At 67.5% G+C, this 23,598-nt stretch carries 26 protein-coding genes; 12 read left to right on the plus strand and 14 right to left on the minus strand.

The features are described 5' to 3' along the window. Positions 1–170: 170 nt before the first annotated feature. Together WFQ67_RS21155 and WFQ67_RS21160 are read left to right on the plus strand one after the other, a co-directional pair. Positions 171–1,127: an alpha/beta hydrolase gene (locus WFQ67_RS21155; RefSeq protein ID WP_213628717.1), complete on the plus strand. Its 957-nt coding sequence runs from the start codon at positions 171–173 to the stop codon at positions 1,125–1,127. After that, positions 1,124–1,594 (plus strand): MaoC family dehydratase, encoded by a 471-nt coding sequence (locus WFQ67_RS21160; RefSeq protein ID WP_021219258.1) that lies wholly within the window; start codon positions 1,124–1,126, stop codon positions 1,592–1,594. Before WFQ67_RS21155 ends, WFQ67_RS21160 begins: the two co-directional genes overlap by 4 nt. Positions 1,595–1,657: 63 nt before the next feature. Here WFQ67_RS21160 and WFQ67_RS21165 read toward each other — a convergent pair whose 3' ends face one another. Genes WFQ67_RS21165 through WFQ67_RS21175 form a run of 3 tightly spaced genes read right to left on the minus strand, consistent with a single transcriptional unit; the run spans position 1,658 to position 4,723 of the window. Next, complete coding sequence (locus WFQ67_RS21165) at positions 1,658–2,530, minus strand: HlyD family secretion protein (protein ID WP_337058093.1); 873 nt, start codon at positions 2,528–2,530, stop codon at positions 1,658–1,660. Between the two features lie 11 nt (positions 2,531–2,541). Then, the gene (locus tag WFQ67_RS21170) at positions 2,542–2,748 is read right to left on the minus strand and encodes a DUF1656 domain-containing protein (protein WP_173176391.1); all 207 of its coding nucleotides are present in this window, start codon (positions 2,746–2,748) and stop codon (positions 2,542–2,544) included. Then, positions 2,735–4,723, minus strand: coding sequence for an FUSC family protein (locus tag WFQ67_RS21175; protein ID WP_337058094.1), 1,989 nt, complete (start codon positions 4,721–4,723; stop codon positions 2,735–2,737). Before WFQ67_RS21175 ends, WFQ67_RS21170 begins: the two co-directional genes overlap by 14 nt. 176 nt (positions 4,724–4,899) lie before the next feature. On the opposite strand from WFQ67_RS21175, the gene WFQ67_RS21180 reads away from it, so the two are divergent. From WFQ67_RS21180 to WFQ67_RS21195, 4 genes are read left to right on the plus strand one after another with little or no spacing between them, the layout of a single operon-like run. After that, complete coding sequence (locus WFQ67_RS21180) at positions 4,900–5,535, plus strand: TetR/AcrR family transcriptional regulator (RefSeq protein ID WP_337058095.1); 636 nt, start codon at positions 4,900–4,902, stop codon at positions 5,533–5,535. Further along, a complete protein-coding gene (locus WFQ67_RS21185; RefSeq protein ID WP_337058096.1) occupies positions 5,532–6,494 on the plus strand; it encodes an HlyD family secretion protein in 963 nt (320 codons plus the stop codon). Before WFQ67_RS21180 ends, WFQ67_RS21185 begins: the two co-directional genes overlap by 4 nt. Then, complete coding sequence (locus WFQ67_RS21190) at positions 6,487–7,434, plus strand: ABC transporter ATP-binding protein (RefSeq protein WP_337058097.1); 948 nt, start codon at positions 6,487–6,489, stop codon at positions 7,432–7,434. The genes WFQ67_RS21185 and WFQ67_RS21190 overlap by 8 nt, the downstream gene beginning before the upstream one ends. Further along, positions 7,431–8,516: an ABC transporter permease gene (locus WFQ67_RS21195; RefSeq protein ID WP_213628711.1), complete on the plus strand. Its 1,086-nt coding sequence runs from the start codon at positions 7,431–7,433 to the stop codon at positions 8,514–8,516. The genes WFQ67_RS21190 and WFQ67_RS21195 overlap by 4 nt, the downstream gene beginning before the upstream one ends. Positions 8,517–8,695: 179 nt before the next feature. On the opposite strand, the gene ccoM is transcribed toward WFQ67_RS21195, so the two are convergent. From ccoM to WFQ67_RS21215, 4 genes are all read right to left on the minus strand, one after another. After that, positions 8,696–8,812, minus strand: a complete 117-nt coding sequence (gene ccoM, locus WFQ67_RS21200; protein ID WP_276574430.1) for a cytochrome c oxidase subunit CcoM — start codon at positions 8,810–8,812, stop codon at positions 8,696–8,698. Positions 8,813–8,973: 161 nt separating this feature from the next. Then, positions 8,974–9,129 (minus strand): hypothetical protein, encoded by a 156-nt coding sequence (locus WFQ67_RS21205; protein WP_021219249.1) that lies wholly within the window; start codon positions 9,127–9,129, stop codon positions 8,974–8,976. Then, positions 9,126–9,722 (minus strand): alpha-ketoglutarate-dependent dioxygenase AlkB family protein, encoded by a 597-nt coding sequence (locus WFQ67_RS21210; protein WP_173176378.1) that lies wholly within the window; start codon positions 9,720–9,722, stop codon positions 9,126–9,128. Before WFQ67_RS21210 ends, WFQ67_RS21205 begins: the two co-directional genes overlap by 4 nt. Positions 9,723–9,763: 41 nt before the next feature. Continuing rightward, positions 9,764–10,060, minus strand: a complete 297-nt coding sequence (locus WFQ67_RS21215) for an aspartate-semialdehyde dehydrogenase (RefSeq protein ID WP_173176376.1) — start codon at positions 10,058–10,060, stop codon at positions 9,764–9,766. Positions 10,061–10,216: 156 nt separating this feature from the next. Here WFQ67_RS21215 and rapA point away from each other — a divergent pair, with 156 nt between their 5' ends. Further along, positions 10,217–13,066, plus strand: a complete 2,850-nt coding sequence (gene rapA / locus WFQ67_RS21220; protein ID WP_213628710.1) for an RNA polymerase-associated protein RapA — start codon at positions 10,217–10,219, stop codon at positions 13,064–13,066. A 159-nt stretch (positions 13,067–13,225) separates the two neighbouring features. Here the strand turns inward: rapA and WFQ67_RS21225 are convergent, their stop codons facing one another. The 6 genes from WFQ67_RS21225 to WFQ67_RS21250 form a co-directional block, all read right to left on the minus strand. Further along, entirely contained in the window at positions 13,226–14,566 is a 1,341-nt protein-coding gene (locus WFQ67_RS21225; RefSeq protein WP_173176548.1) for a spinster family MFS transporter, read from the minus strand. A gap of 151 nt (positions 14,567–14,717) precedes the next feature. After that, positions 14,718–15,497 (minus strand): hydroxypyruvate isomerase family protein, encoded by a 780-nt coding sequence (locus tag WFQ67_RS21230; RefSeq protein WP_213628709.1) that lies wholly within the window; start codon positions 15,495–15,497, stop codon positions 14,718–14,720. Then, positions 15,494–16,378, minus strand: coding sequence for an NAD(P)-dependent oxidoreductase (locus WFQ67_RS21235; RefSeq protein ID WP_337058098.1), 885 nt, complete (start codon positions 16,376–16,378; stop codon positions 15,494–15,496). The genes WFQ67_RS21230 and WFQ67_RS21235 overlap by 4 nt, the downstream gene beginning before the upstream one ends. After that, complete coding sequence (locus tag WFQ67_RS21240) at positions 16,375–16,626, minus strand: DUF5064 family protein (RefSeq protein WP_337058157.1); 252 nt, start codon at positions 16,624–16,626, stop codon at positions 16,375–16,377. Before WFQ67_RS21240 ends, WFQ67_RS21235 begins: the two co-directional genes overlap by 4 nt. Continuing rightward, entirely contained in the window at positions 16,514–16,768 is a 255-nt protein-coding gene (locus WFQ67_RS21245) for a DUF5064 family protein (RefSeq protein WP_337058099.1), read from the minus strand. Before WFQ67_RS21245 ends, WFQ67_RS21240 begins: the two co-directional genes overlap by 113 nt. A 190-nt stretch (positions 16,769–16,958) precedes the next feature. Next, a complete protein-coding gene (locus WFQ67_RS21250; RefSeq protein ID WP_111260598.1) occupies positions 16,959–17,276 on the minus strand; it encodes a DUF2288 domain-containing protein in 318 nt (105 codons plus the stop codon). 302 nt (positions 17,277–17,578) lie between these two features. Here WFQ67_RS21250 and WFQ67_RS21255 point away from each other — a divergent pair, with 302 nt between their 5' ends. From WFQ67_RS21255 to WFQ67_RS21275, 5 genes are all read left to right on the plus strand, one after another. Then, on the plus strand, positions 17,579–18,700 hold the full coding sequence (locus tag WFQ67_RS21255) for a branched-chain amino acid ABC transporter substrate-binding protein (RefSeq protein ID WP_021219241.1): 1,122 nt from the start codon (positions 17,579–17,581) through the stop codon (positions 18,698–18,700). A gap of 115 nt (positions 18,701–18,815) precedes the next feature. Continuing rightward, positions 18,816–19,739 carry a high-affinity branched-chain amino acid ABC transporter permease LivH gene (gene livH, locus WFQ67_RS21260; RefSeq protein WP_111260597.1) on the plus strand — a complete coding sequence of 308 codons (924 nt, stop codon included), beginning with the start codon at positions 18,816–18,818 and terminating at the stop codon, positions 19,737–19,739. Further along, complete coding sequence (locus WFQ67_RS21265; RefSeq protein WP_173176365.1) at positions 19,736–20,995, plus strand: high-affinity branched-chain amino acid ABC transporter permease LivM; 1,260 nt, start codon at positions 19,736–19,738, stop codon at positions 20,993–20,995. The genes livH and WFQ67_RS21265 overlap by 4 nt, the downstream gene beginning before the upstream one ends. Next, a complete protein-coding gene (livG, locus tag WFQ67_RS21270) occupies positions 20,995–21,762 on the plus strand; it encodes a high-affinity branched-chain amino acid ABC transporter ATP-binding protein LivG (protein WP_021219238.1) in 768 nt (255 codons plus the stop codon). Before WFQ67_RS21265 ends, livG begins: the two co-directional genes overlap by 1 nt. A gap of 3 nt (positions 21,763–21,765) precedes the next feature. Further along, a complete protein-coding gene (locus WFQ67_RS21275) occupies positions 21,766–22,467 on the plus strand; it encodes an ABC transporter ATP-binding protein (RefSeq protein WP_043242782.1) in 702 nt (233 codons plus the stop codon). Between the two features lie 188 nt (positions 22,468–22,655). On the opposite strand, the gene WFQ67_RS21280 is transcribed toward WFQ67_RS21275, so the two are convergent. Beyond that, complete coding sequence (locus WFQ67_RS21280) at positions 22,656–23,570, minus strand: LysR family transcriptional regulator (protein ID WP_337058100.1); 915 nt, start codon at positions 23,568–23,570, stop codon at positions 22,656–22,658. Between the last annotated feature and the right edge of the window lie 28 nt (positions 23,571–23,598).

Here is a 23,598-nt window from a genome sequence, read left to right on the forward strand (position 1 = left end):
CAGTGTGAATCTTGCCGCCATCGCCCGTGCCTGAGCGGCCCGCGGCACCCTGACCACCCGCTGCCCGGGCGGTCCCGCAGGGAACCGATCGGTCAGCCACCTGCCGAGCTTTGCGCCGCCAGGCCGCCCGTGCACAATGCGTCGACACCCCAACGCCACAAGGATTGGCCATGCCCCACGATGCTTTCTGGCTCACCGCCAGCGATGGCGCCTCGCTGCACGTCAACCGCTGGAGCGGCGATGCCCCGCCAAGGGCCGTGGTGATGGTCGCCCACGGCATGGCCGAGCACGGTGGCCGCTACGCGCGCCTGGGCCAGGCCCTGGTGGCGGCGGGCCTGGAGCTCTACGTGCACGACCAGCGCGGCCACGGTCGCACCGCCCAGCACGGCATCCTCGGCCTGTACGCCGAGCACGACGGCTGGAACAAGGTGGTCGGCGACCTGGCCAGCCTCAACCACCACATCCGCCAGCAGCACCCGCAGGTGCCGATCGTCCTGCTCGGCCACAGCATGGGCAGCTACATCGGCCAGGCCTACCTGATGCAGCACAGCTGCAGCCTGCAGGGCGCGATCCTTTCCGGCTCAAACTACCAGCCGGTGGGGCTCTACCGCGCCGCCGCCGTGGTGGCGCGGCTGGAGCGCTGGCGCCAGGGCCCGAACGGCCGGAGCGCGCTGATCGAGTTCCTATCCTTCGGTTCCTTCAACAAGGCCTTCAAGCCCAACCGCACGCCCTTCGACTGGCTCAGCCGCGACCCGGACGAAGTGGACAAGTACGTCAACGACCCGCTGTGCGGCTTCCGCTGCACCAACCAGTTGTGGCTCGACCTGCTCGGCGGGCTTCAGACCATCACCCCGGTGAAGAACCTGGCGCAGATCGACCCCGACCTGCCGTTGCTGGTGGTCGGCGGCGCGCGCGACCCGGTCAGCGACGGTCGCCGCCTGGACGACCTCGCCCGCGCCCTGGGCGAGGCCGGGGTGAAGGACGTGCAACTGAAGATCTACCCCGATGCCCGCCACGAGCTGCTCAACGAGACCAACCGTGACGAGGTGACCGCCCACCTGCTCGACTGGCTGGAGCATGCCCTTGCCCACAGTCGCTACTGCCAACCGAACAAGGAGACCCCATGACCCAGGTAACCAACTTCACCTATGACGCCCTCGAAGTCGGCCAGAAGGCCAGCTACGCCAAGACAGTCGAGGAGCGTGACATCCAGCTGTTCGCCGCCCTCTCCGGCGACCGCAACCCGGTGCACCTGGATGCCGAGTACGCGGCCGGCACGATCTTCAAGGAGCGCATCGCCCACGGCATGTTCAGCGGCGCCCTGATCAGCGCGGCCATCGCCTGCGAACTGCCCGGCCCGGGCACCATCTACCTCGGCCAGCAACTGAAATTCACCCGCCCGGTGAAGCTCGGCGACGCCCTGACCGTGGAACTGGAAATCCTCGAGAAGCTGCCGAAGAACCGCGTGCGCATCGCCACCCGCGTGTTCAACCAGAACGCCGAGCAGGTGGTGGACGGCGAGGCCGAGGTCCTGGCGCCCAAGCAGTCCCTGGCCATCGAGCTGCCGGAGCTGCCGCCGATCACCATCGGCTGAACCCCGCAGGCAGGATGCAAGAAGCCCGGCAATCGCCGGGCTTTTTCGTTGCACAGGAGCACACTATTCCTGCGCGTGCGGCGGGTCCCCGACCGTGACGCTGGCGGTCATCCCCGCGCTGAGCCGGATGTCCTCCGGCACCGGGTCGAGCTTGATCCGCACCGGGATGCGCTGGGCCAGGCGCACCCAGTTGAAGGTGGGCTCGACGTTGGCCAGCAGCTGGCCGTCGGGGCTGGCGTTGCGGTCGGTGATGCCGCGGCTGATGCTTTCCACCGAGCCGGTCAGGGGGCGACCGGCGCTCATCAGCCAGATCTTCACCGGCGCGCCGACGTGGATGCCCGGCAGCTTGGTCTCCTCGAAATAGGCCTGCACATAGAAGGAGGCGTCATCCACCAGCGCCATCACCGGCTGCCCGGCGTTGGCGTAGTTGCCCTGGGCCAGGCGCAGGTTGGTGATCTGTCCGCTGCGCGGCGCGCGCACTTCGCTGCGGGCCAGGTTGAGCTCGGCGACCTTCACGTCCGCCTGGGCCTGGCGATATTCGCCCCGGGCGATGTCGGCGGTGATCTGCGCGTTCTCCTTCAGCTCGGCGCTGATCGCCTGCGGCCCCAGGTGGGCGCGGCGAGAAGCCTCGTGCTCGCGCAGGCGCAGCTGCTGCTGGCGCGTCTCGGCCACCGCGCGGGCTTTCTCCAGGGCCGCCAGGTAGCGCTCGCGGTCGACACTGAGCAGCAGGTCGCCGGCTTTCACCTGCTGGTTGTCGTGGACCTTGAGGTCGACGACCCAGCCGGAGACGTCCGGCGAGATCACCACCACGTCGGCACGGATGCGCGCGTCGCGCGTCCAGGGCGAGAGCATGTAGTGCTGCCAGAGGCTCCAGCCACCGACGATGGCGGCGGCGACCAGGCCCAGGGTGATGACGATACGCAGGGTGGAACGCATGGGTTTCTCCTTCACCAGTGCCCGAACCAGGCGACCAGCAACGACAGGACACAGACATACAGGGCACAGTCGAACAGCGCTTCGTGCCAGATCCAGCGCGCCATGCCGACGCGCTGCAGGGCCAGGCGCAGTACGCCCGTCGCCAGCAGCGCCGCCAGCGCATACATCAGAAAGGGGCTGAGCAGCACGCCGCCCAGGGACCATTCACGCAAGCCCATGGCTCGCCTCCTGTTGTTCACACCATTGGCGCCAGCTCTGCCGCAGCTGCAGCAGGGCCGCCTGGGCCAGGCGCCGGTCGATGCTGGTGCCGGCCTCGCGCAGGGCGCGGATCAGTTGTTCCGAGGGTTCGTCCATCGCACCCGCCAGCGACACCGCCGGCCCGCGCTCCAGCAGCGGCTCGATGCTGCGCAGGAAACGCGCCTCGCAGGCCTCGACCGAGCGCTCGCCGGCGGCCAGGCAACGGCGCAGGTGCAGCAGTTCGTCGCCGATGTCGAGGCTGGTGATGCCGTCGTCCCAGCGGTTGCGCGACTGGCTGGGCAGCGCCGGGTAGTGCCGCGCCAGCTGCAGCAGGCGGTCGGCCATGCGCCCGCCGAACCAGTTCTCGGCACCGGCCAGCGCACGGTGGGTGAGGCGGCCCAGGTCATGGAAGGTGGCCTTGAGCAGGCGCCGCCCGTGCCAGCCGGGGTTGGTCAGCACGATGACGCGGAACACCAGCACCGCGAAGCCCACGCCGAGGAGGATGGCCATGGCCTCGTTGAGGAACAGCGCCACGTCGAAGTGCATGGTGTTCTGCGGTGCGCAGAGCACGATGAAATGCAGGCAGAAGGAGGTGGAGGTCGCCCCCAGTGCCGGCTTGGCCATGCCCAGGGTGCCGAAGAACAGCGGTACGCCGAGGGCCATGCAGAGCAGCGGGAAGCCGCTCATCTGCGGCAGCACCACCTGGCCGATGAAAAAGGCCACCGGCAGCGCGTAGAGGATGCCGCGCAGGAACATCATGCCGATCTGCTCGGCGTTCTCGCGGCTGGCGAACAGGCTGCAGACCACGCAGGTGAGGGTCAGCGCGCCCACCGAGGAGGTCCAGGCGGTGGCCAGCCAGAACGACGCCAGGCCGACGAAGGCGACGCTGCTGCGCAGGCCGTAGAGCAGCGCGGTGGGCAGGTCGCGGTGCCAGGACAGCGGCGCACCGGCATCTTCCGGCGCCTCGCCGCGCTCCACTGCACGCAGGGCTTCGGCGGCGGCGAGCATCTGCCGCAGCATCACCGCCAGGCGGCCCAGGCAATACTGCTGCACGGGCACCAGGTCGTCGGCTTCGGCAGCGTCCAGCAGGCGCTGGCCGAGGGCTTCGCAGGCGGCGTCATCGGGCTCGGCCAGGCGTTGCAGCACCTCTTCCATCCAGGGCGCCAGGCGCTCGGCCTCGCCCGCCGACAGTTGCCGCCACTGCCGGGCCACGCCCCGGGCCAGGCGCAGCAGGCTGAGCAAATCGCGGCTGAGTACCCGCAGAGCGGCGGCGCGCTGGCGGCCACGGTTGCCTTCGAACCAGGCGTGCTCGCGCTGGGCGTCCACGGCGACGATGCGACCCAGCACCCCGAGCAGGCCCTGGCGTTCATGGGGCTCGCCGCGCAACGCCGAACGCGCGGCGGCGATGCCGGCACTCCAGGCATCGCCGGCCTGGCGCGCCAGCTGGCGCTCCACCCGCTGCGGCCAGACCAGCGCGCTGACGGCGGTGGCGCAGATGATGCCGAGGCAGATCTCGGTGCAGCGCGCCACCGCCTGGTCGAAAACGGTCAGCGGGTGGGCGATGGCCGGCAGGCCGATGATCGCCACCGTGTAGCCGGCCAGCACGAAGGAGTAGGACCAGGCGCTGCGCAGCATGGTCGAGGCTGCGGTGCACAGGCCCAGCCAGGTGGCCAACGCGAGGATGAACAGCCAGGGCGCCTGCGCGAACAGGGCCATCGCCACCACAGCCATGACGGTGCCGACCAGGGTCCCGAGCAGCCGTGCCAGGCCCTTCTGCACCACCATCCCGGACAGCGGCTGGGCGACGATGAAGGACGTCATCAGCGCCCATTGCGGCTGCTCCAGGCCGAAGCGCAGCGCGCACCAGAGCGCCAGGCCACCGCCCAGGAGGGTCTTGATGGCGAACTGGAGAGCCGGGATGTCGGGGGCGAGGAACGCCCGCAGGGAATCGCGCACGCACAGGACCTTGAGGGGAATTGCCAGAAGGATAGGCCGCTTCGGCCGGTCATGAGTTCAACGGAAACAATTATTAGCAAGCTATCTAAATGCCGTCCAGCGGATTATCGAAGCACCGTTTGAAAATTAATTAAATGAGTATTTAAATAATTCCATCATTCTCCGGGACTTGCCGCATGACCACTCCCCGCGCCCCCGGCCGCCCCGCCGGCGAAGCCCAGCAACGCGAGCGCCTGCTCGACACCGCCTGCGAAGCCTTCGCCCAGCAGGGCATCAAGGCCAGCAGCCTGCGCGGCATTGCCCAGAGCACCGGGGTGACGCCAGCGATGGTCAATTACTACTTCGGCAACAAGCAGCGCCTGGTGGATGCGGTGGTGGAAGAGCGTTTCCTGCCGTTGGTCCGCAACCTGGCCGCGCGCCTGCAGGAGGCCGGCGACGAGCCCCTGGAACTGGTGCGCCTGTTCGTGCGCGGCATCAGCGAAACGGTCGCCGAACAGCCCTGGATACCACCGCTATGGGTGCGCGAGATCCTCTGCGAGGGCGGCGTGCTGCGCGAGCTGCTGCCCCAGCGCATCGCCCCGCTGATTCCGATGCTGCTGGCCCAGCGCTTCGCTGCGGCCCAGGCCCGTGGCGCCCTCAACCCGGATCTCGACCCGCGTCTGCTGGTGGTCTCGCTGATCGGCCTGACCATGCTGCCCCACGCCGCAGCGCCGCTCTGGCGCGGCATCTTCGCCAACCCGGAGATCGGCAGCGACGCCCTCGTCAACCACACCCTGGCCCTGCTCGAACGCGGCCTGGAGGTATCGCCATGACCGCCCGCACCTTAATTCCCGGCCTCCTCTGCCTGGCCCTGCTGGGCGGTTGCGACCGCCGCGACAACGAGCCCCTGCTGGGCACCCTGGAATGGGACCGCATCGGCGTGCCCGCCGAAGCCTCGGAAACCATCCTCGACTGGAAGGTGGCCGAAGGGGATGCGGTGCAGGCCGGGCAGTTGCTCGTTGAACTGGACCCGCGCCGCCTCGATGCGCGCCTCGACCAGGCGCGCGGCCAGGTGGCCCAGGCCGAGGCGCGCCTGGAGGAACTGAGCAACGGCGCACGCCAGGAAAGCATCGACGCCGCCCGCGCCACCCTGGTGCGCAACCGCGCCGATGCCACCGAGGCCGGACGCAACTACCAGCGCGTCGCCGCCCTCTACACGCGGGGCCAGGTGGCCATCGCCGAGCGCGATCGCGCCCGTGCCAGCCGTGACCAGGCCGACGCCGCGGTGAAGAACGCCGATGCCCAGTTGCGCGAACTCACCAATGGCACCCGCCCGGAACAACTGGCCCAGGCCGCCGCCGAGCTGCAGGCCGCCCGCGCCGCGCTGGCCCGGATGCAGGTGGATCGCGAGCACCTGAGCGTGCGCGCACCCCGCGCCGGCCGGGTCGACGCCCTGCCCTTCCGCCCCGGCGACCAGCCGCCGGCCAACGCCGAGGTGGTCAGCCTGCTGGTGGGCGAGACGCCCTATGCGCGGCTGTTCATCCCCGCCCCGGTGCGTTCGCGCATCGCCATCGGCGACCGCCTGCAGGTGGGCGTCGAGGGGGTCGAGGGCCTCTTCACCGGGCGAGTGCGCAGCATCGCCAGCGAGGCCAGCTTCACCCCCTACTACGCCCTGACCGGCAGCGACGCCAGCCGCCTGGTGTACCGCGCCGAACTGGTGCTGGAGGGAGAGGCAGCCGCACGCCTGCCCGCTGGCCTGCCGCTGCATGCGGAGCGCCCGGGCGATGAATGACGGCGAAGCGGTGATCCGCGCGCGCGGCCTGACCAAGCGCTTCGGCCAACTGACGGCTGTGGACGGATTGAATCTCGAGGTGGACCGCGCCGAGGTATTCGGCTTCCTCGGCCCCAATGGCTGCGGCAAGTCAACCACCATCCGCATGCTCTGCGGCCTGCTGCTGCCCAGCGAGGGGGAGATCGAGGTGCTCGGTTGCCAGATCCCCCGCGACGCCGAGGCGCTGAAGCGACGCATCGGCTACATGACGCAGAAGTTCTCCCTCTACGAGGACCTGACCATCGGCGAGAACCTGGAATTCCTCGCTGCCGTGCAGGGGCTCTCGCGCCCCGAGAGCCGCCGCCGCATCGAGGAGTTGCTGGAGCGCTACTGGCTGGCAGACCGCCGCAAGCAGCTCGCCGGCACCCTCAGCGGCGGGCAGAAGCAGCGCCTGGCCCTGGCCGGGGCGGTCCTGCACAAGCCCGACCTGCTGCTGCTCGACGAACCCACCAGCGCGGTCGACCCGCAATCGCGCCGGGAATTCTGGGACTCGCTGTTCGAGCTGGCCGAGGCCGGCACTACGCTGCTGGTCTCCACCCACTACATGGACGAGGCCGAACGCTGCACGCGACTGGGCATCCTCGACGCCGGCCGGCTGGTGGCCGACGGCAGCCCGGCCGAGCTGATGGGCGCCCTGCCCGGCCACCCGATGCTGATCGAGTGTGCCCAGCCACGCCAGGCGCAACGGGCGCTGCAGGGGACCGACGAGGTGATCGCCATGGCGCAGATCGGCGCCTCGCTGCGGGTACTCAGCGCCGAGGCCAACGCCGGCGAGCGCATCGCCCGGCGCCTGGCCGAGCAGGGTGTGGAGGCCGAGGTGAAGGAGACCGAGCCGAACCTGGAGGACGTCTTCGTCACCGTCACCCACCAGCCGATGCAGAAGGCGGAGGCCGCCCGATGAACCTGCACCGCCTGGGCGCGATCGTCCTCAAGGAGCTGCGCCAGTTGCGCCGCGACCGCCTGACCTTCGCCATGATCGTCGGCATTCCCATCATGCAGCTGGTGCTGTTCGGCTACGCCATCAACATGGATGTGCGCGGCCTCGACGCCGCGGTACTGGACCAGGCGGACACGGCGCGCTCCCGCGAGGCAGTGGCGGAGATCGGCTCCAGCCAGGTGGTGAACTTCCGCTACCACCTGGGCAGCCCCCAGGAAATCGACCAGCTGCTGCGCGTCGGGCGCATCAGCGCGGCGCTGGTGATCCCCCGCGATTTCGAGGCCCGGGTGCAACGCCAGGACCCAGGGCGCCCGCCACTGCAACTGGTGGTGGACGGCTCCGACCAGGTGGTGCAGGCCTCGGCCCGCCAGTTGGCGGGTTTCCCCTTGCAGGGCTGGAACAACCGCCAGGCGATGGCGGTGGTGAACTTCTACAACCCCGAGCGACTGGCACCGCTGAACACGGTGCCGGGGCTGATCGGGGTGATCCTGACCATGACCATGGTGCTGTTCACCGCCATCGCCCTGGTGCGCGAGCGCGAGCGCGGCAACATGGAGATGCTGATCACCACGCCGGTCTCGCCCTGGGAGCTGACCATCGGCAAGGTGCTGCCCTTCGTCGGCATCGGCCTGGTGCAGGTGACGGTGATCCTCATCGTCGGCCTGCTGCTGTTCGAGGTGCCGGTGCGCGGTTCGCTGCTGGAGCTCTACGCAGCGGCGCTGCTGTTCATCTTCGCCAGCCTGACCCTGGGCGTGTTCATCTCCACCCTGGCGCAGAGCCAGTTCCAGGCGATGCAGATGGCCTTCTTCACCTTCCTGCCGCAGATCCTGCTGTCGGGGTTCATGTTCCCCTTCGCCGGCATGCCGCGCATCGCCCAGTGGATAGCCGAGGTGCTGCCGCTCACCCACTTCCTGCGCCTGGCGCGCGGCATCATGCTGCGCAGCGCCACGCTGGCGGAGCTGTGGCTGGAGATGGTCGCGCTGCTGGTGTTCACGGCGGTGATGCTCGGCGTCGCCGTATCGCGGGTGCACAAGCGGCTGGACTGATGGCGATGGACCATAAAGTGCCGTGGGTCGGGAGAGATCCCACATACCGGAGACTGGGCGTCACGGATTTCACCCGCCCTACGTGAAGGTGTGGAGCTCGGCGGGGCAAAAATCGCGGACGAAAAAAAGGGCGACCGAAGTCGCCCGAGGTGCCTTGCGTGCCTGTGAACCTGGTGGACTCAAGCCTTGTCGCGCTTGTGCGAGTCCTTCCAGATGAAATACCCGACGCCTGCGAAGAAGGCGACCATCAGACCTACGGTCCCGATACCGGCGAGAACCACTACATCGATGAACATTTGGCTGCCTCCTGCGTTGGCGTTGTTTGTTTCGATGGGTCAAAGGTAGACCCGCGCCTGGCAGGGGAAATTGATCTGGATCAATGGGCGCAGGGCCCCGCCGGCGAGGCCGTCGGGGAACTGATCCAGGTCAATTTAAATGGGGGGTGCAGCGGAGGGATTCAGCGCTTTTTCGGCTTGCGGGGCTTTTTCGATTTGCCCAGGGGCATGGCCTGCTCGAAGGCGTTGCGCACGTCGTTGAGGCGTTTCTCGTGCAGGTCATGGATGCGTTTGTCACGCTCGGCGCCGAAGTCGACCAGTTTCTCGTCATTGCTCATGAACGGATCCAGCGGAAGGTGAGATTCAGGCGAGGATCGCAGGGCGTGCGCGTCTTCGCCACCTGGTGTTGCCAATGATGCTGTGTCGGACCGCTCATGACCAGCAGCGCCCCGTGCCCGAGCTGCAACGAATGCCCGATGCGCCCACTCCCCTTGCGACGCAGATCGAAACGCCGGGTTCCGCCGAGGTTCAACGAAGCGATGAGCGGATCGCGCCCGAGCTCTGCCTCGTCGTCGCTGTGCCAGCCCATGGAATCCTGGCCGTCGCGGTAATAGTTGAGCAGCGCACCGTTGAGCGGCTGGCCGACCGCCTCCTGCACACGGGCACGGATCTCGGCCAGCAGCGGTGTCCAGGGCAGCGGGCGGTGCACCAGGCCGGAGTAGCGGTAGCTGGCCTCGGCATCGCCGTACCAGGCCAGCAGCCTGGGCACCGGGTAGTCACGGCCGTGCAGATGGACACTGGGTTGTTCCCAGGGGGTTTCGGCGACCAGGCGGGCGAACCAGTCGTCGGCTTCTTCGACGGATAGCCAATGGGGTTCGAAACGCAGTTGGGCGTCGGGCAGGTCGAGGGGGATGTCGTCGAACAGGTCCACGGGGTCAACCGGAAAGGGGCTGGGTGGGAATCATGCGCGCCTCAGACTTCGACATCCACCCACAGCCCCTGGCGCGGGAGCTGCTCGATCACCTCTTCGTCGGCCTGTTTCACATCGCCCTCGGCCAGCTCCTCGGCCGTGTAGCCCCGGCGCTGGCGGCGGCGCTGCTCCTCGCGGAGCATCTCTTCGGCCTCCTGCGGGTGGCGCCGGTCCAGGCCGATGGCGCTTTCCTCGGAGCCTTCCTTCGCCGGCGTGACAGGCGGGATGTCGGGACGCGGCTTGATCACGTCCTGCTGGGATGTCACGGGAACCAGGCTATGGGGTATCGGCGGCAACATGGTTTCGGCCCTCCTCTGATCAGACTGTCGGCAGGGCGTATCACTACTTTAACGCCGCTCGCTACACTGCAACAGACATATGGAGCGCAAGTCCCGTCGCTCTTGGCACCGCGTTCCGTTAAACTTGCCGGCTTTTTTGCATGGTGGGAGAGACGCATGGCGCAGCAGTACCAACCGGGGCAACGCTGGATCAGTGACAGCGAAGCGGAACTGGGGCTCGGGACCATCCTGGCATCGGATGGACGCCTGCTCACAGTGCTCTACCCGGCCACGGGCGAAACCCGCCAGTACGCCCTGCGCAATGCGCCCCTGACCCGCGTCCGCTTCGCCCCGGGTGACGAGATCACCCACTTCGACGGCTGGAAGCTCACCGTCCAGGAAGTCGACGACATCGACGGCCTGCTGATCTACCACGGCCTCACCGCGCAGCACGAAGAACGGACCCTGCCGGAGACCCAGCTCTCCAACTTCATCCAGTTCCGCCTCGCCAGCGATCGCCTGTTCGCCGGCCAGATCGACCCGATGAACTGGTTCGGCCTGCGCTACCACACCCTGGAGCACCAGAGCCGCCTGCTGCAATCCCCGCTCTGGGGCCTCGGCGGCGCCCGCGCGCAACCCATCGCCCACCAGCTGCACATCGCCCGTGAAGTGGCCGACCGCATCGCCCCGCGCGTCCTGCTGGCCGACGAAGTGGGCCTCGGCAAGACCATCGAAGCGGGCCTGGTGATCCACCGCCAGCTGCTGTCCGGCCGCGCCAACCGCGTGCTGATCCTGGTACCGGAGAACCTCCAGCACCAGTGGCTGGTGGAGATGCGCCGCCGCTTCAACCTGCAGGTCGCGCTGTTCGACGGCGAGCGCTTCCTCGAGAGCGACGCCAGCAACCCCTTCGAGGACGCGCAGCTGGCGCTGGTCTCCCTGGAATGGCTGAAGGACAGCGAGAAGGCCCAGGACGCCGCCTTCGCCGCCGGCTGGGACCTGCTGGTGGTCGACGAAGCCCACCACCTGGTCTGGCACCCGGAGCAGGCCAGCGACGAATACCGCCTGGTCGAGCAACTGGCCGAGGTCATCCCCGGTGTGCTGCTGCTCACCGCCACCCCTGAACAGCTGGGCCAGGACAGCCACTTCGCCCGCCTGCGCCTGCTCGACCCGGCGCGCTTCCACGACCTGGAAGCCTTCCGCGCCGAAAGCGCCAACTACAAGCCCATCGCCGAAGCCGTGCAGGAGCTGCTGGACCAGGGCCGCCTGTCGCCCGGTGCGCACGCCACCATCTCCGGCTTCCTCGGCGCCGAAGGCGAAGCCCTGCTGGCCGCCGTCTCCGATGGCGACAGCGAGGCCGCCGCCCGCCTGGTGCGCGAGCTGCTGGACCGCCACGGTACCGGCCGCCTGCTGTTCCGCAACACCCGCGCCGCCGTGCAGGGCTTCCCCGAGCGCAACCTGCACCCCTACCCGCTGCCGAGCCCCGTGGAATACATGGAGCTGCCGGTGGGTGAACACCCCGACCTGTATCCGGAAGTCAGCTTCCAGGCGCAGCAGGAAAGCGGTGACGAGGCCGAGCGCTGGTGGCGCTTCGACCCGCGCGTCGAATGGCTGATCGACACCCTGAAGATGCTCAAGAAGTTCAAGGTGCTGGTGATCTGTGCCCACGCCGAGACCGCCCTGGACCTGGAAGACGCCCTGCGCGTGCGTTCCGGCATCCCCGCCACCGTGTTCCACGAAGGCATGAGCATCCTCGAGCGCGACCGCGCCGCCGCTTACTTCGCCGACGAGGAATTCGGCGCCCAGGTGCTGATCTGCTCCGAGATCGGCAGCGAAGGCCGCAACTTCCAGTTCGCCCACCACCTGGTGCTGTTCGACCTGCCGGCCCACCCGGACCTGCTGGAACAACGCATCGGCCGCCTCGACCGCATCGGCCAGAAGCACACCATCCAGCTGCACGTGCCCTACCTGGAAACCAGCCCGCAGGAGCGCCTGTTCCAGTGGTACAACCAGGCACTCAACGCCTTCCTCGCCACCTGCCCCACCGGCAACGCCCTGCAGCACCAGTTCGGCCCGCGCCTGCTGCCGCTGCTGGACGGCGGTGACGACGGCGAGTGGCAGGCCCTGGTGGACGAGGCCGAAGCCGAGCGCAAGCGCCTGGAAGGCGAGCTGCATGCGGGCCGCGACCGCCTGCTGGAGCTCAACTCCGGCGGTGCCGGCGAAGGCCAGGCGCTGGTGGAGGCGATCCACGAGCAGGACGACCAGTTCGCCCTGCCCATCTATATGGAGGCCCTGTTCGACGCCTTCGGCATCGACAGCGAGGACCACTCCGAGAACGCCCTGGTGCTCAAGCCGGGCGAGAAGATGCTCGACGCCGGCTTCCCCCTGGGCGACGACGAGGGCGTGACCATCACCTACGACCGCAACCAGGCGCTGTCCCGCGAGGACATGCAGTTCCTCACCTGGGAACACCCCATGGTGCAGGGCGGCATGGACCTGGTGCTCTCCGGCTCCATGGGCAACACCTCGGTGGCGCTGATCAAGAACAAGGCGCTCAAACCCGGCACCGTGCTGCTCGAACTGCTCTACGTCAGCGAAGTGGTGGCGCCGCGTGCGTTGCAGCTGGGCCGCTACCTGCCGCCGGCGGCGCTGCGCTGCCTGCTCGACGCCAACGGCAACGACCTGGCCAGCAAGGTGGCGTTCGACACCCTCAACGACCAGCTGGAAAGCGTGCCGCGCGGCAGCGCCAACAAGTTCGTCCAGGCCCAGCGCGACGTGCTTTCGGCGCAGATCCACGCCGCCGAAGCGAAGATCCGCCCGCGTCACGAAGCCCGTGTGGCCGATGCCGTGAAGCGCCTGAGCGCCGAGCTGGACGAGGAACTGGCGCGCATGACCGCCCTCAAGGCCGTCAACCCCAGCGTTCGCGACAGCGAGATCGAAGCCCTGCGCAAGCAGCGTGACGACGGCCTGGCGCTGATGGAAAAAGCCGCCCTGCGCCTGGAGGCGATCCGCGTGCTGGTGGCGGGTTGATCGAGGTTCGCGGGAAGTGAAAAAGCGCGCCTCGGCGCGCTTTTTCTTTATCTGCTGTAGCCCGGGCTTCAACCCGGGGGAAGGCCCGTGCGATGGGTTTCGCTTCGCTCTACGCCACCCTACGAAAGCTGCCGCCACATAGGATGTGCCGTGCAGTCCTCAGGCCGGCACCGCGTTGACGCTGCCCGTTTCCATCCCCGCACGCATGCTGCGGGCATCACGGCCGAAGCAGCGGGCGGCCTGGAGCAACGCCAGCATGGTCAGGCCCAGGGCCACGGGGATCAGGTACATGGCGTCGTGCAGCCCAATGGCCTTGAACTGCTCGGTCATCTCGCTGGCGCCGGCGGCGTACATCGCGGCGTGGGCGAAGTGGTCGGACAACAGCCCCACCACCACCGGGCCGAGGCCACCGCCGAGCAGGTAGAGGCCTGCGAAGAACAGCGCCATCGCCGTGGCCCGCAGGCGCGGCTCGATCACGTCCTGAATGGCGGTGTAGACGCAGGTATAGAAGGTGTAGGCGAACAGCCAGCCGATGCTGAACACGCCGACGAACAGACCGATCTCGATGCGCCCGGAGAACAATGCGAAACCGGTGGCGAGGGTGGCGACCAGCATGCTGCCGGTGGCCAGCAGCAGGCGGCCGCGCTCGGACTTCTCGTGGGCCTTGTCGGCCAGCCAGCCGCCGACGGTGAGGCCGATCAGCCCGGTGACCCCGCAGATCACCCCGGTGGCCACGGCCGCGCTCTGCAGCGGCAGCAGGAAGTAGCGTTGCAGCATCGGCACCATGAAGGAGTTGCAGGCGTAGGTGGCGAAGTTGAAGGTGAGGCCCGCCAGGGTCAGCCACCAGAAGGTGCGGATCGCCAGGACCCGCCGCAGCGGCTTGTCCACGGGCGAGAGGTCGACCTTGACCGACTCCGCGGCCCCCCGGGCCGGTTCCTTGATGAAGAACATGAACAGCGCCAGGATCAGCCCCGGGATCGCGGCGATGACGAAGGGCGCACGCCAGCTGCCGAAGGCCTGGACCATGGCGCCGATGGTGAAGAAGGCCAGCACCAGGCCCAGCGGCAGGCCGAGCATGAAGATGCCCATGGCGCGGGCGCGCTTGTTGGCCGGGAACAGGTCACCGATCAGCGAGTTGGCGGCCGGCGCGTAGCTGGCCTCACCGATGCCCACGCCCATGCGGATCAGCAGGAAGCTCCAGAAATTCCACGCCAGGGCGTTGACCGCCGTCAGCCCGCTCCACACCGCCAGCCCCCAGCCCATGATCTTCTTGCGCGAGCCGGTGTCGGCCATGCGCCCCAGCGGCAGGCCGGCGATGGCATAGACGAGGGTGAAAGCGGTTCCGATCAGGCCGAGCTGGAAATCGCTCAGGCTCCACTCGTGGCGCACCGGCTCGATGATGATGGCCGGGATGGTGCGGTCGAAGAAGTTGAACAGGTTGGCAAGGAACAGCAGGAACAGAACGCGCCAGGCGTTCGCCGCCTGGGGGGAAGGCTGCAAAGGCTGCATGGGGTCGGTCTCGATTGTTGTTATCTGCCGGGCAAACCGCCTGCCAGGCTTGTAAGCCGCAATCTAGACCCTGCGGCCGTGCCCTGTCTGCGAACATTCGCAAGCGTTATGTAGGACAATCCAACACTGCCGCCTCGCGCCCTCAGCGCGCCTTGAATGCGGGCAGCCAGCCCAGGCTCTCCCCGGTTGGCTTGCCCGGCCGGTACTCGGCGGCCAGCCAGCCGGCGTAGCCACTGTCCTCCAGCGCATCGAGCAGGGGCGCGAAATCCGTGGAGCCCGAGCCCGGCTCGGCGCGACCGGGGCAATCGGCGAACTGCACATGGGCGATGCGCCCCGCCAGCAAGCGGATGCCGGCGACCACGTCCAGGTCCTGGCGGGCCATGTGGTACAGGTCGAACTGCGCGGCGACGTTCGGCCGGCCTACGGCACGCAGCAGTTCATCCAGGTGCTCCGGCGTATGGATCAGGAAGCCCGGCATGTCGATCGGGTTGATGGCTTCGGCCAGTACCTGGATGCCCAGCGGGTGGAAGGTGTCGGCGGCCTTGCGCAGGTTCGCCACCAGGGTCGCCAGGGCGGTCTCGCGGTCCAGCCCCTCGCCCAGGCGGCCGGGCAGCACGTTGACGAACAGCGGGTTGACCACCGCCGCGTAGGCGTAGGCCTGGCGCAGCGCGGCATCGAATGCGTCCTGGCGCGCCGGCACCGCCGCCAGGCCCGGGCCGCCCTGCAGCAGGTCGGCGGCGGGCAGGTTGATCAGCAGCAGCGGCAGGCCGGCCTGGTCCAGCGCGGCCTTGAGCTCGCCGGCCGGCAATTCGTAGGGAAACTGGATTTCCACCGCTTCGAAGCCCGCAGCCGCAGCGGCGCCGATGCGTTCGATCAGCGGCAGCTCGGTGAACAGCATGGAGAGGTTGGCGGCGATCCTCATGACTGCTCCTCGCGGTACATCTCCACCAGCGTCGCCGGATCACGCGCCAGGTTGCCCTGGCTGCCGTGCAGGCGCATCAGTTGCGCGGCCAGGCCGCTCATGGGGGTGGCGCTGCCCTCCTCGCGGGACAGCTTGACGGCGGTGTCCAGGTCCTTGAGCAGGGTGCGCACGTGCCACTTGATCGGCTCGAAGCGGCTCTCGGCCATCTGCGGCGCGAGGATCTGCAGCGGCCTGGAATCGGCGAAACCACCCGCGAGCGCGGGGGCCAGCAGGCTGGCATCGACACCGGACCTTTCCGCCAGCGCCACCACCTCGGCGATCACCAGGGCGTTGCACGCGACGATCATCTGGTTGCACACCTTGGTCACCTGGCCGGCACCGACCTCGCCCATGCGAGTCAGGCGCTGGCCGAGATGGGCCAGTATCGGGCGCACGCGCTCGACATCCTCCTCGCGACCGCCGGCCATGATCGCCAGGGTGCCGGCCTCGGCCCCCGGCGTGCCGCCGGAAACCGGTGCGTCCACCCAGCGCATGCCGGTACGGCGCTCGAGCTCGGCCGCCATCTCACGGGTGGCTGCCGGTTCCAGGCTGGAGAAATCCACCAGCAACTGCCCGGGCCGGGCGCCTTCGACGATGCCGCCCGGGCCGAAGACCACCTCGCGCACCACGGCCGTATCGGCGAGGCAGAGCATGACGATATCGGCCTGCGCACAGAGCGCGGCGGGGCTGTCCACACGGCGTGCGCACAAAGCTTCGAGGGGGGCGCATTTGTAGGCGCTGCGGTTCCACACCGACAGCGGGTAGCCGGCGGCGAGCAGGCGACGGGTCATCGGCAGGCCCATCAGGCCGATGCCGGCGAAGGCGATGCTGGGAAGGGTCATGCAGGTGGGCTCCGGAAAACGGGTGCCCAATCTAAACCCAACGGTCGGCCTGTGCACCTCTGCGGCAAGGCGCGGATCGCGCACCAGCATCGGGCAACCGGTAACACCACGCCCCATATAAGGGCACCGAAATGCTCAACGCCCGTCCTTGAGCGGGGGTCGAGGTCCACCGGCTCGCCCGGCTCGACCTGTAATTGCCCACGGATGTCCTCGAACATCGCCTCGAACGCCTCGTGGCCACGCAGGATGGGGGCCGCTATCCAGAGGCAGGCCATGCTTCGCGACGATGCGCGACACGACGCAGGCGAAGTGGCAGGCGATGTCGCGGTGCGACGCGAACGCCTCCTCGAAACGCTCGCCGTCGACCTCACCCAGCAGGCGGAACTGCAACGGCGTGCTCTCCTGCTCGTCATGGCGGGCTGGTAATGGAGATAGGGGATGAATCCGGGCTGGCCGGACAGGCCGGGGAGATCGCCGCGATGCGGATGGCCGGGCTTGAAACTGGAGGCACTCCCGAGGGGATGGCTGGCGTCGGTCGCAGCCGCCTGGACAGACAGGAGTGCCGCAGGTCCCCCTTCGATCAGTGCCGGGTCGGCGCCTCGTCGCGCTCCTGGATCAGCACCCAGGGGGCGACCACCACGGCCCAGAGCTTGGGATCGCGCGCCAGCAGGTCCTGCGCACGGGTCTCCTCGACCTTGCTCAGCGCACCACGGCCCAGCAGCTCGGCGACCTTGGGCTTGTCGTCCTCGGCGACGGCCAGGGCCACGCCGACCAGGTCCTCGGCGCCCTCGACCCAGAGCAGCGCGCCCCGTGCGAAGAAGGGCTGCAGCTCCTCCCAGGTGATGGCGGCGGTCTCGCCAAGCAGCTTGGCATAGAGGGTGCTTGAGGAATCGTTCATGGCTTGCTCTGAGTGGGAAAGTAACGGTTGCAGGGCGGGCAATGATAACCAACGCCTGCCATCTTGTTCACAAGTCCAGCCAGACGCTTCCTGCTCCAATCGGGGCACGCCGTTTTTCTATACGTTTGTTGTGATTAAGCGACATAGGAACATTCACCCCCCATGTGTCGGCTTTTCAAGCCGCAAATCGGCACTCTACACTGTACCGGTACAGTTGCCGCGGGATATGGCGGGGTGGAAAAAGGACCCTGTCCTGTAGGCAATCAGGACAAAAACAACGAAAAACATAAGAGTGGAGCACTATGAACAAGGCTACCAAGCAGATTTCCAAACTGTTCGCCGCCATGGCCCTCGCCGGTGTTGCCAGCTACTCCGTAGCCGCCGACACCATCAAGATCGCCCTGGCCGGCCCGGTAACGGGTGCTGTCGCCCAGTACGGTGAGATGCAGTTCATCGGCGCCAAGATGGCGATCGAGCAGATCAACAAGGCTGGCGGCGTGAACGGCGCTCAACTGGAAGGCGTGGTGTACGACGACGCCTGCGACCCGAAACAAGCGGTCGCCGTAGCCAACAAGATCGTCAACGATGGCGTGAAGTACGTCGTCGGCCACCTGTGCTCCAGCTCCACCCAGCCCGCGTCCGACATCTATGAGGACGAAGGCATCCTGATGATCACCGCGGCGTCCACCAGCCCGGAAATCACCTCCCGTGGCTACCAGCTGGTGTTCCGCACCATCGGCCTGGACAGCCTGCAAGGCCCGACCGCCGGCAACTTCATCGCTGACCACATCAAGCCGAAGACCGTCGCCGTCATCCACGACAAGCAGCAGTACGGCGAAGGCATCGCCACTGCCGTGAAGCAGACCCTGGAAGCCAAGGGTGGCAAGGTCGCCCTGTTCGAAGGCATCAACGCCGGCGACAAGGACTTCTCCGCCCTGATCGCCAAGCTGAAGCAGGCCAACGTCGACTTCGTCTACTACGGCGGCTACCACCCGGAACTCGGCCTGCTGCTGCGCCAGTCGGCTGAAAAAGGCCTGAAGGCCCGCTTCATGGGTCCGGAAGGCGTGGGCAACAAGGAAATCTCGGCCATCGCCGGCCCGGCCTCCGAAGGCCTGCTGGTCACCCTGCCGAAGTCCTTCGACCAGGATCCGAAGAACCAGGCCCTGGTCGACGCCTTCAAGGCCAAGAACGAAGACCCCACCGGCCCGTTCGTATTCCCGGCCTACGCCGCCGTGCAAGTGATTGCCGAAGGCATCAAGAAAGCCGGCGAGGACGACACCGCCAAAGTGGCCGCAGCCCTGCGCGCCAACAGCTTCGCCACCCCCACCGGCAACCTCTCCTTCGACGAGAAGGGCGATCTGAAGGACTTCAGCTTCGTGGTTTACGAATGGCACAAGGACGGCACCAAAACCGAAGCCAAATAAGCTTCCCGCCTTAGCCCAGAGCCCACTGCGAGAGCAGTGGGCTTTGTTTATTCGAGATTTGCGGGCTCCGCTGCGCCACAAGCGCCGCTTTACGTGATGCCCGAGGAGTTGGGGAATGCCTGATCTCTATCACTACCTGCAACAGCTGGTTAACGGCCTGACCGTTGGCAGCACCTATGCCCTGATCGCCATCGGCTACACCATGGTCTACGGCATCATCGGCATGATCAACTTCGCCCATGGCGAGGTTTACATGATTGGCTCGTACGTGGCCTTCATCGTAATCGCCGGACTCACCATGTTCGGTATCGACAGTCTGCCCATCGTCATGATCGCGGCCTTCTCCGCGAGCATCATCGTCGCCAGTGCCTACGGCTACAGCATCGAACGGGTCGCTTACCGGCCGCTGCGCGGCAGCAACCGCCTGATCCCGCTGATCTCCGCCATCGGCATGTCGATATTCCTGCAGAACGAGGTCCTGCTCGCGCAGGATTCCAAGGACAAGGCGATTCCCAACCTGATCCCGGGGAACTTCGTGTTCGGCGAAAGCACCATGAACGGGGTGACCATCTCGTACATGCAGGTGCTGATCTTCGTCGTCACCTTCCTGGTGATGATGGGCCTCACCCTGTTCATCTCCCGCTCGCGCCTCGGACGCGCCTGCCGCGCCTGCGCGGAAGACATCCGCATGGCCAACCTGCTGGGGATCAACACCAACAACATCATCGCCCTAACCTTCGTCATCGGCGCCACCCTGGCCGCCGTCGCCGCGGTGCTGCTGGGCATGCAATACGGCGTGATCAACCCGCACCTGGGCTTCCTCGCCGGCATCAAGGCCTTCACCGCCGCGGTACTCGGCGGCATCGGCAGCATCCCGGGCGCCATGCTCGGCGGCCTGGTCCTCGGCGTGGCCGAAGCCTTCGGCGCCGACATCTTCGGTGACCAGTACAAGGACGTCGTGGCCTTCAGCCTGCTGGTCCTGGTGCTGCTGTTCCGACCCACCGGCATCCTCGGTCGTCCGGAGGTCGAAAAAGTATGATCAGCCAGAAATCCCTCAAGACCGCGTTCTTCAGCGCGCTGCTGGTCCTGGCCGTCGCCTACCCGGTGATGGGCCTGAAGCTCAGCACCGTGGGCATCAGCCTGCAGGTGCAGGGCGCCAGCCCCGCCGTGCTCTGGACCATCGCCGGTTGCGCCATCGCCATGTTCTTCTGGCAACTGTTCCGCACCCGCCTGATGGGCGCCTGGGACAGCGCGCCGAAGCTGCCGAAGCTCTCCAGCAAGGCGAGCAACTTCCTCACCCTGCCCTCCACCCAGCGCTGGATCATCCTCGGCCTGGTGGTGGTCGCCCTCGCCTGGCCGTTCTTCGGCTCGCGCGGTGCGGTGGACATCGCCACCCTGATCCTGATCTACGTGATGCTCGGCCTCGGCCTGAACATCGTGGTCGGCCTCGCCGGCCTGCTGGACCTGGGCTACGTCGGCTTCTACGCCGTGGGCGCCTACAGCTACGCGCTGCTGTCGCACTACTACGGCCTGGGCTTCTGGGTGTGCCTACCGATCGCCGGCATGATGGCCGCGCTGTTCGGCTTCCTGCTGGGCTTCCCGGTGCTGCGCCTGCGCGGTGACTACCTGGCCATCGTGACCCTCGGCTTCGGCGAGATCATCCGCATCCTGCTGCGCAACCTCACCGAGATCACCGGCGGCCCCAACGGCATCAGCAACATCGAGAAGCCGAGCCTGTTCGGCCTCTCCTTCGAGCGCCGTGCGGCCGAAGGCATGCAGACCTTCCACGAGTACTTCGGCATCGCCTACAACTCGGTGAACAAGGTGGTGTTCCTCTACCTGATCGCCCTGCTGCTGGTGCTGCTGACGCTGTTCGTGATCAACCGCCTGCTGCGCATGCCCATCGGCCGTGCCTGGGAAGCGCTGCGCGAAGACGAGATCGCCTGCCGGGCACTGGGCATGAACCCCACCATCATCAAGCTCTCCGCATTCACCCTGGGCGCCTGCTTTGCCGGTTTCGCCGGCAGCTTCTTCGCCGCCCGCCAGGGCCTGGTGACCCCCGAATCCTTCACCTTCATCGAGTCGGCGATCATCCTCGCCATCGTCGTGCTGGGTGGCATGGGTTCGCAGCTGGGGATCATCCTCGCTGCGGTGGTGATGATCCTGCTGCCGGAACTCGCCCGTGAATTCAACGAGTACCGCATGCTGATGTTCGGCGCCCTGATGGTGCTGATGATGATCTGGCGTCCGCAGGGCCTGCTGCCCATGCAACGTCCCCACCTGGAGCTGAAGTGATGAGCCGCCCGATTCTCGAAGTAAGCGGCCTCTCCATGCGTTTCGGCGGCCTCCTGGCCGTCAACGGCGTGGCACTGTCCGTCCAAGAAAAGCAGGTGGTCTCGATGATCGGCCCGAACGGCGCCGGCAAGACCACCGTGTTCAACTGCCTGACCGGCTTCTACCAGCCCACCGGCGGCAGCATCCGCCTCGACGGTGAGCAGATCGAAGGCCTGCCGGGCCACAAGATCGCCCGCAAGGGCGTGGTGCGTACCTTCCAGAACGTCCGCCTGTTCAAGGAAATGACCGCTGTCGAGAACCTGCTGGTCGCCCAGCATCGTCACCTCAACACCAATTTCCTCGCCGGCCTGTTCAAGACCCCGGGCTTCCGCAAGAGCGAGCGCGAGGCCATGGACTACGCCGCGCACTGGCTGGAGCAGGTCAACCTGACCGACGTCGCCAACCGCCCGGCGGGCACCCTCGCCTACGGCCAGCAGCGTCGCCTGGAGATCGCCCGCTGCATGATGACGCGTCCGCGCATCCTCATGCTCGACGAGCCGGCCGCCGGCCTCAACCCGCGCGAGACCGAGGACCTCAAGGCCCTGATCGCCCTGCTGCGCAACGAGTACAACGTCACCGTGCTGCTGATCGAGCACGACATGCACCTGGTCATGAGCATTTCCGACCATATCTACGTGATCAACCAGGGCACGCCCCTGGCCGACGGTACGCCGGAGCAGATCCGCAGCAACCCGGATGTGATCAAAGCCTATCTGGGGGAGGCCTGAGCCATGCTGAGTTTCGACAAGGTTTCCACCTTCTACGGCAAGGTCCAGGCGCTGCACGAGGTCAGCATGGAAGTCAGCCGTGGCGAGATCGTCACCCTGATCGGCGCCAACGGCGCCGGCAAGTCGACCCTGCTGATGACCCTCTGCGGCTCGCCGCGTGCGGCCAGCGGCAGCATCCGCTACCTCGGCGAGGAGCTGGTGGGCCAGGAGTCCAGCGACATCATGCGCAAGAGCATCGCGGTGGTGCCGGAAGGCCGCCGCGTGTTCGCCCGCCTGACGGTCGAGGAGAACCTGGCCATGGGCGGTTTCTTCACGCCCAAGGGTGATTACGACGAGCAGATGGACAAGATCCTCGGCCTCTTCCCGCGCCTCAAGGAACGCTTCGAACAGCGCGCCGGCACCATGTCCGGCGGTGAGCAGCAGATGCTCGCCATCGGCCGCGCGCTGATGAGCAAGCCGCAACTGCTGCTGCTCGACGAGCCGTCCCTGGGCCTGGCGCCGATCATCATCCAGCAGATCTTCGACATCATCGAACAGCTGCGCCGTGATGGCGTGACCGTGTTCCTCGTCGAGCAGAACGCCAACCAGGCGCTCAAGCTGGCGGATCGCGGCTACGTGCTGGAGAACGGGCGGATCGTCATGCAGGGCACCGGCGAAGCGCTGCTCACCGATCCCAAGGTGCGCGACGCCTACCTCGGCGGCTGATCCTCGCGGCACTCCGACAACGGCCCCTTTCGGGGCCGTTTTCGTTGGTGCCGGCTCAGTCGCCGATCCCCGTAGGTTGGCGCCGAGCGCAGCGAGGCCCGACATCTCGCTGCCCGGCCCCGCTGCGCAGGGTTTCTCAGACGTAGGATGGGTAGAGCGCAGCGAAACCCATGCTGAGCAGGAGCCCTCTACAGCCCCAACCTGTCCAGCGCCCGTCGGCTGCGCTCGAACCAGTCCAGCAGGTAATCCATCAGCACCTGGGTGCGGCGTGGCAGGCCGCCCTGGTAGGGATGCACGAGGAACACCGGTGACTGCCGCGTCTGGTAGCCGCGCAGCAGCCACACCAGGCGCCCATCGGCCAGCTCGTCGTGCAGCATGTAGGATGGCAGCCGGGCGATGCCGGCCCCGGACAGCGCCGCCTTCTTCAGCAGGCTGTAGTGATTGCTCGCCAGGTTGCCCGCCACCTGCACCCGCTCCAGCTGGTGCTGGCGGTGATAGAGCCACTCCTCGTGGCCCGCGTAGTGGGTGTTGAGCAGGCACTGGTGCCCGCCCAGTTCCGCCGGCGCTTTCGGCTCGCCGTGGCGGGCCAGGTACGCGGGTGCGGCGCAGGTGATCTCCTCCAGGGAGAACAGCGGCCGCGCCACCAGGCGCTCGTCCAGGTGCGGACCGGAACGCACGCCCAGGTCGTAGCCTTCCGCCACCAGGTCGCGGTAGCTGTTGCTCAGGTCCAGCTCCACCCGCACCTCGGGATGTCGGCGGGTGAACTCCAGCAACAGCGCATCGAAGAAGGTCTCGCCCAGGGACACCGGCACGGTGATGCGCACCCGCCCGGCGATCTCCTCCTGCAGCCGCTGCACCGCCTGGCGCGCCCGGTTGGCCTGGGCCAGCAACGCCTGGGCCTCGGGCAGCAGCGCGGCGCCGGCGGCGGTCAGGTCCAACCGTCGCGTGGTGCGGTGCAGCAGGGTGGCGCCGAGCCCCGCTTCCAACTGACGGATACGCTTGGACAGCTGCCCCTTGCTGCAACCCAGGCGCTCGGCGGCGCCGGTGAAACTGCCCACCTCCAGCAGCACGGCGAAGGCCGCCAGATCATCCATCTCGCTCATGAAGAGCCCCTCACTGTTTCCACATGAG

Source organism: Pseudomonas sp. USHLN015 (assembly GCF_037153275.1).
Classification (GTDB): Bacteria; Pseudomonadota; Gammaproteobacteria; order Pseudomonadales; family Pseudomonadaceae; genus Metapseudomonas; species Metapseudomonas tohonis.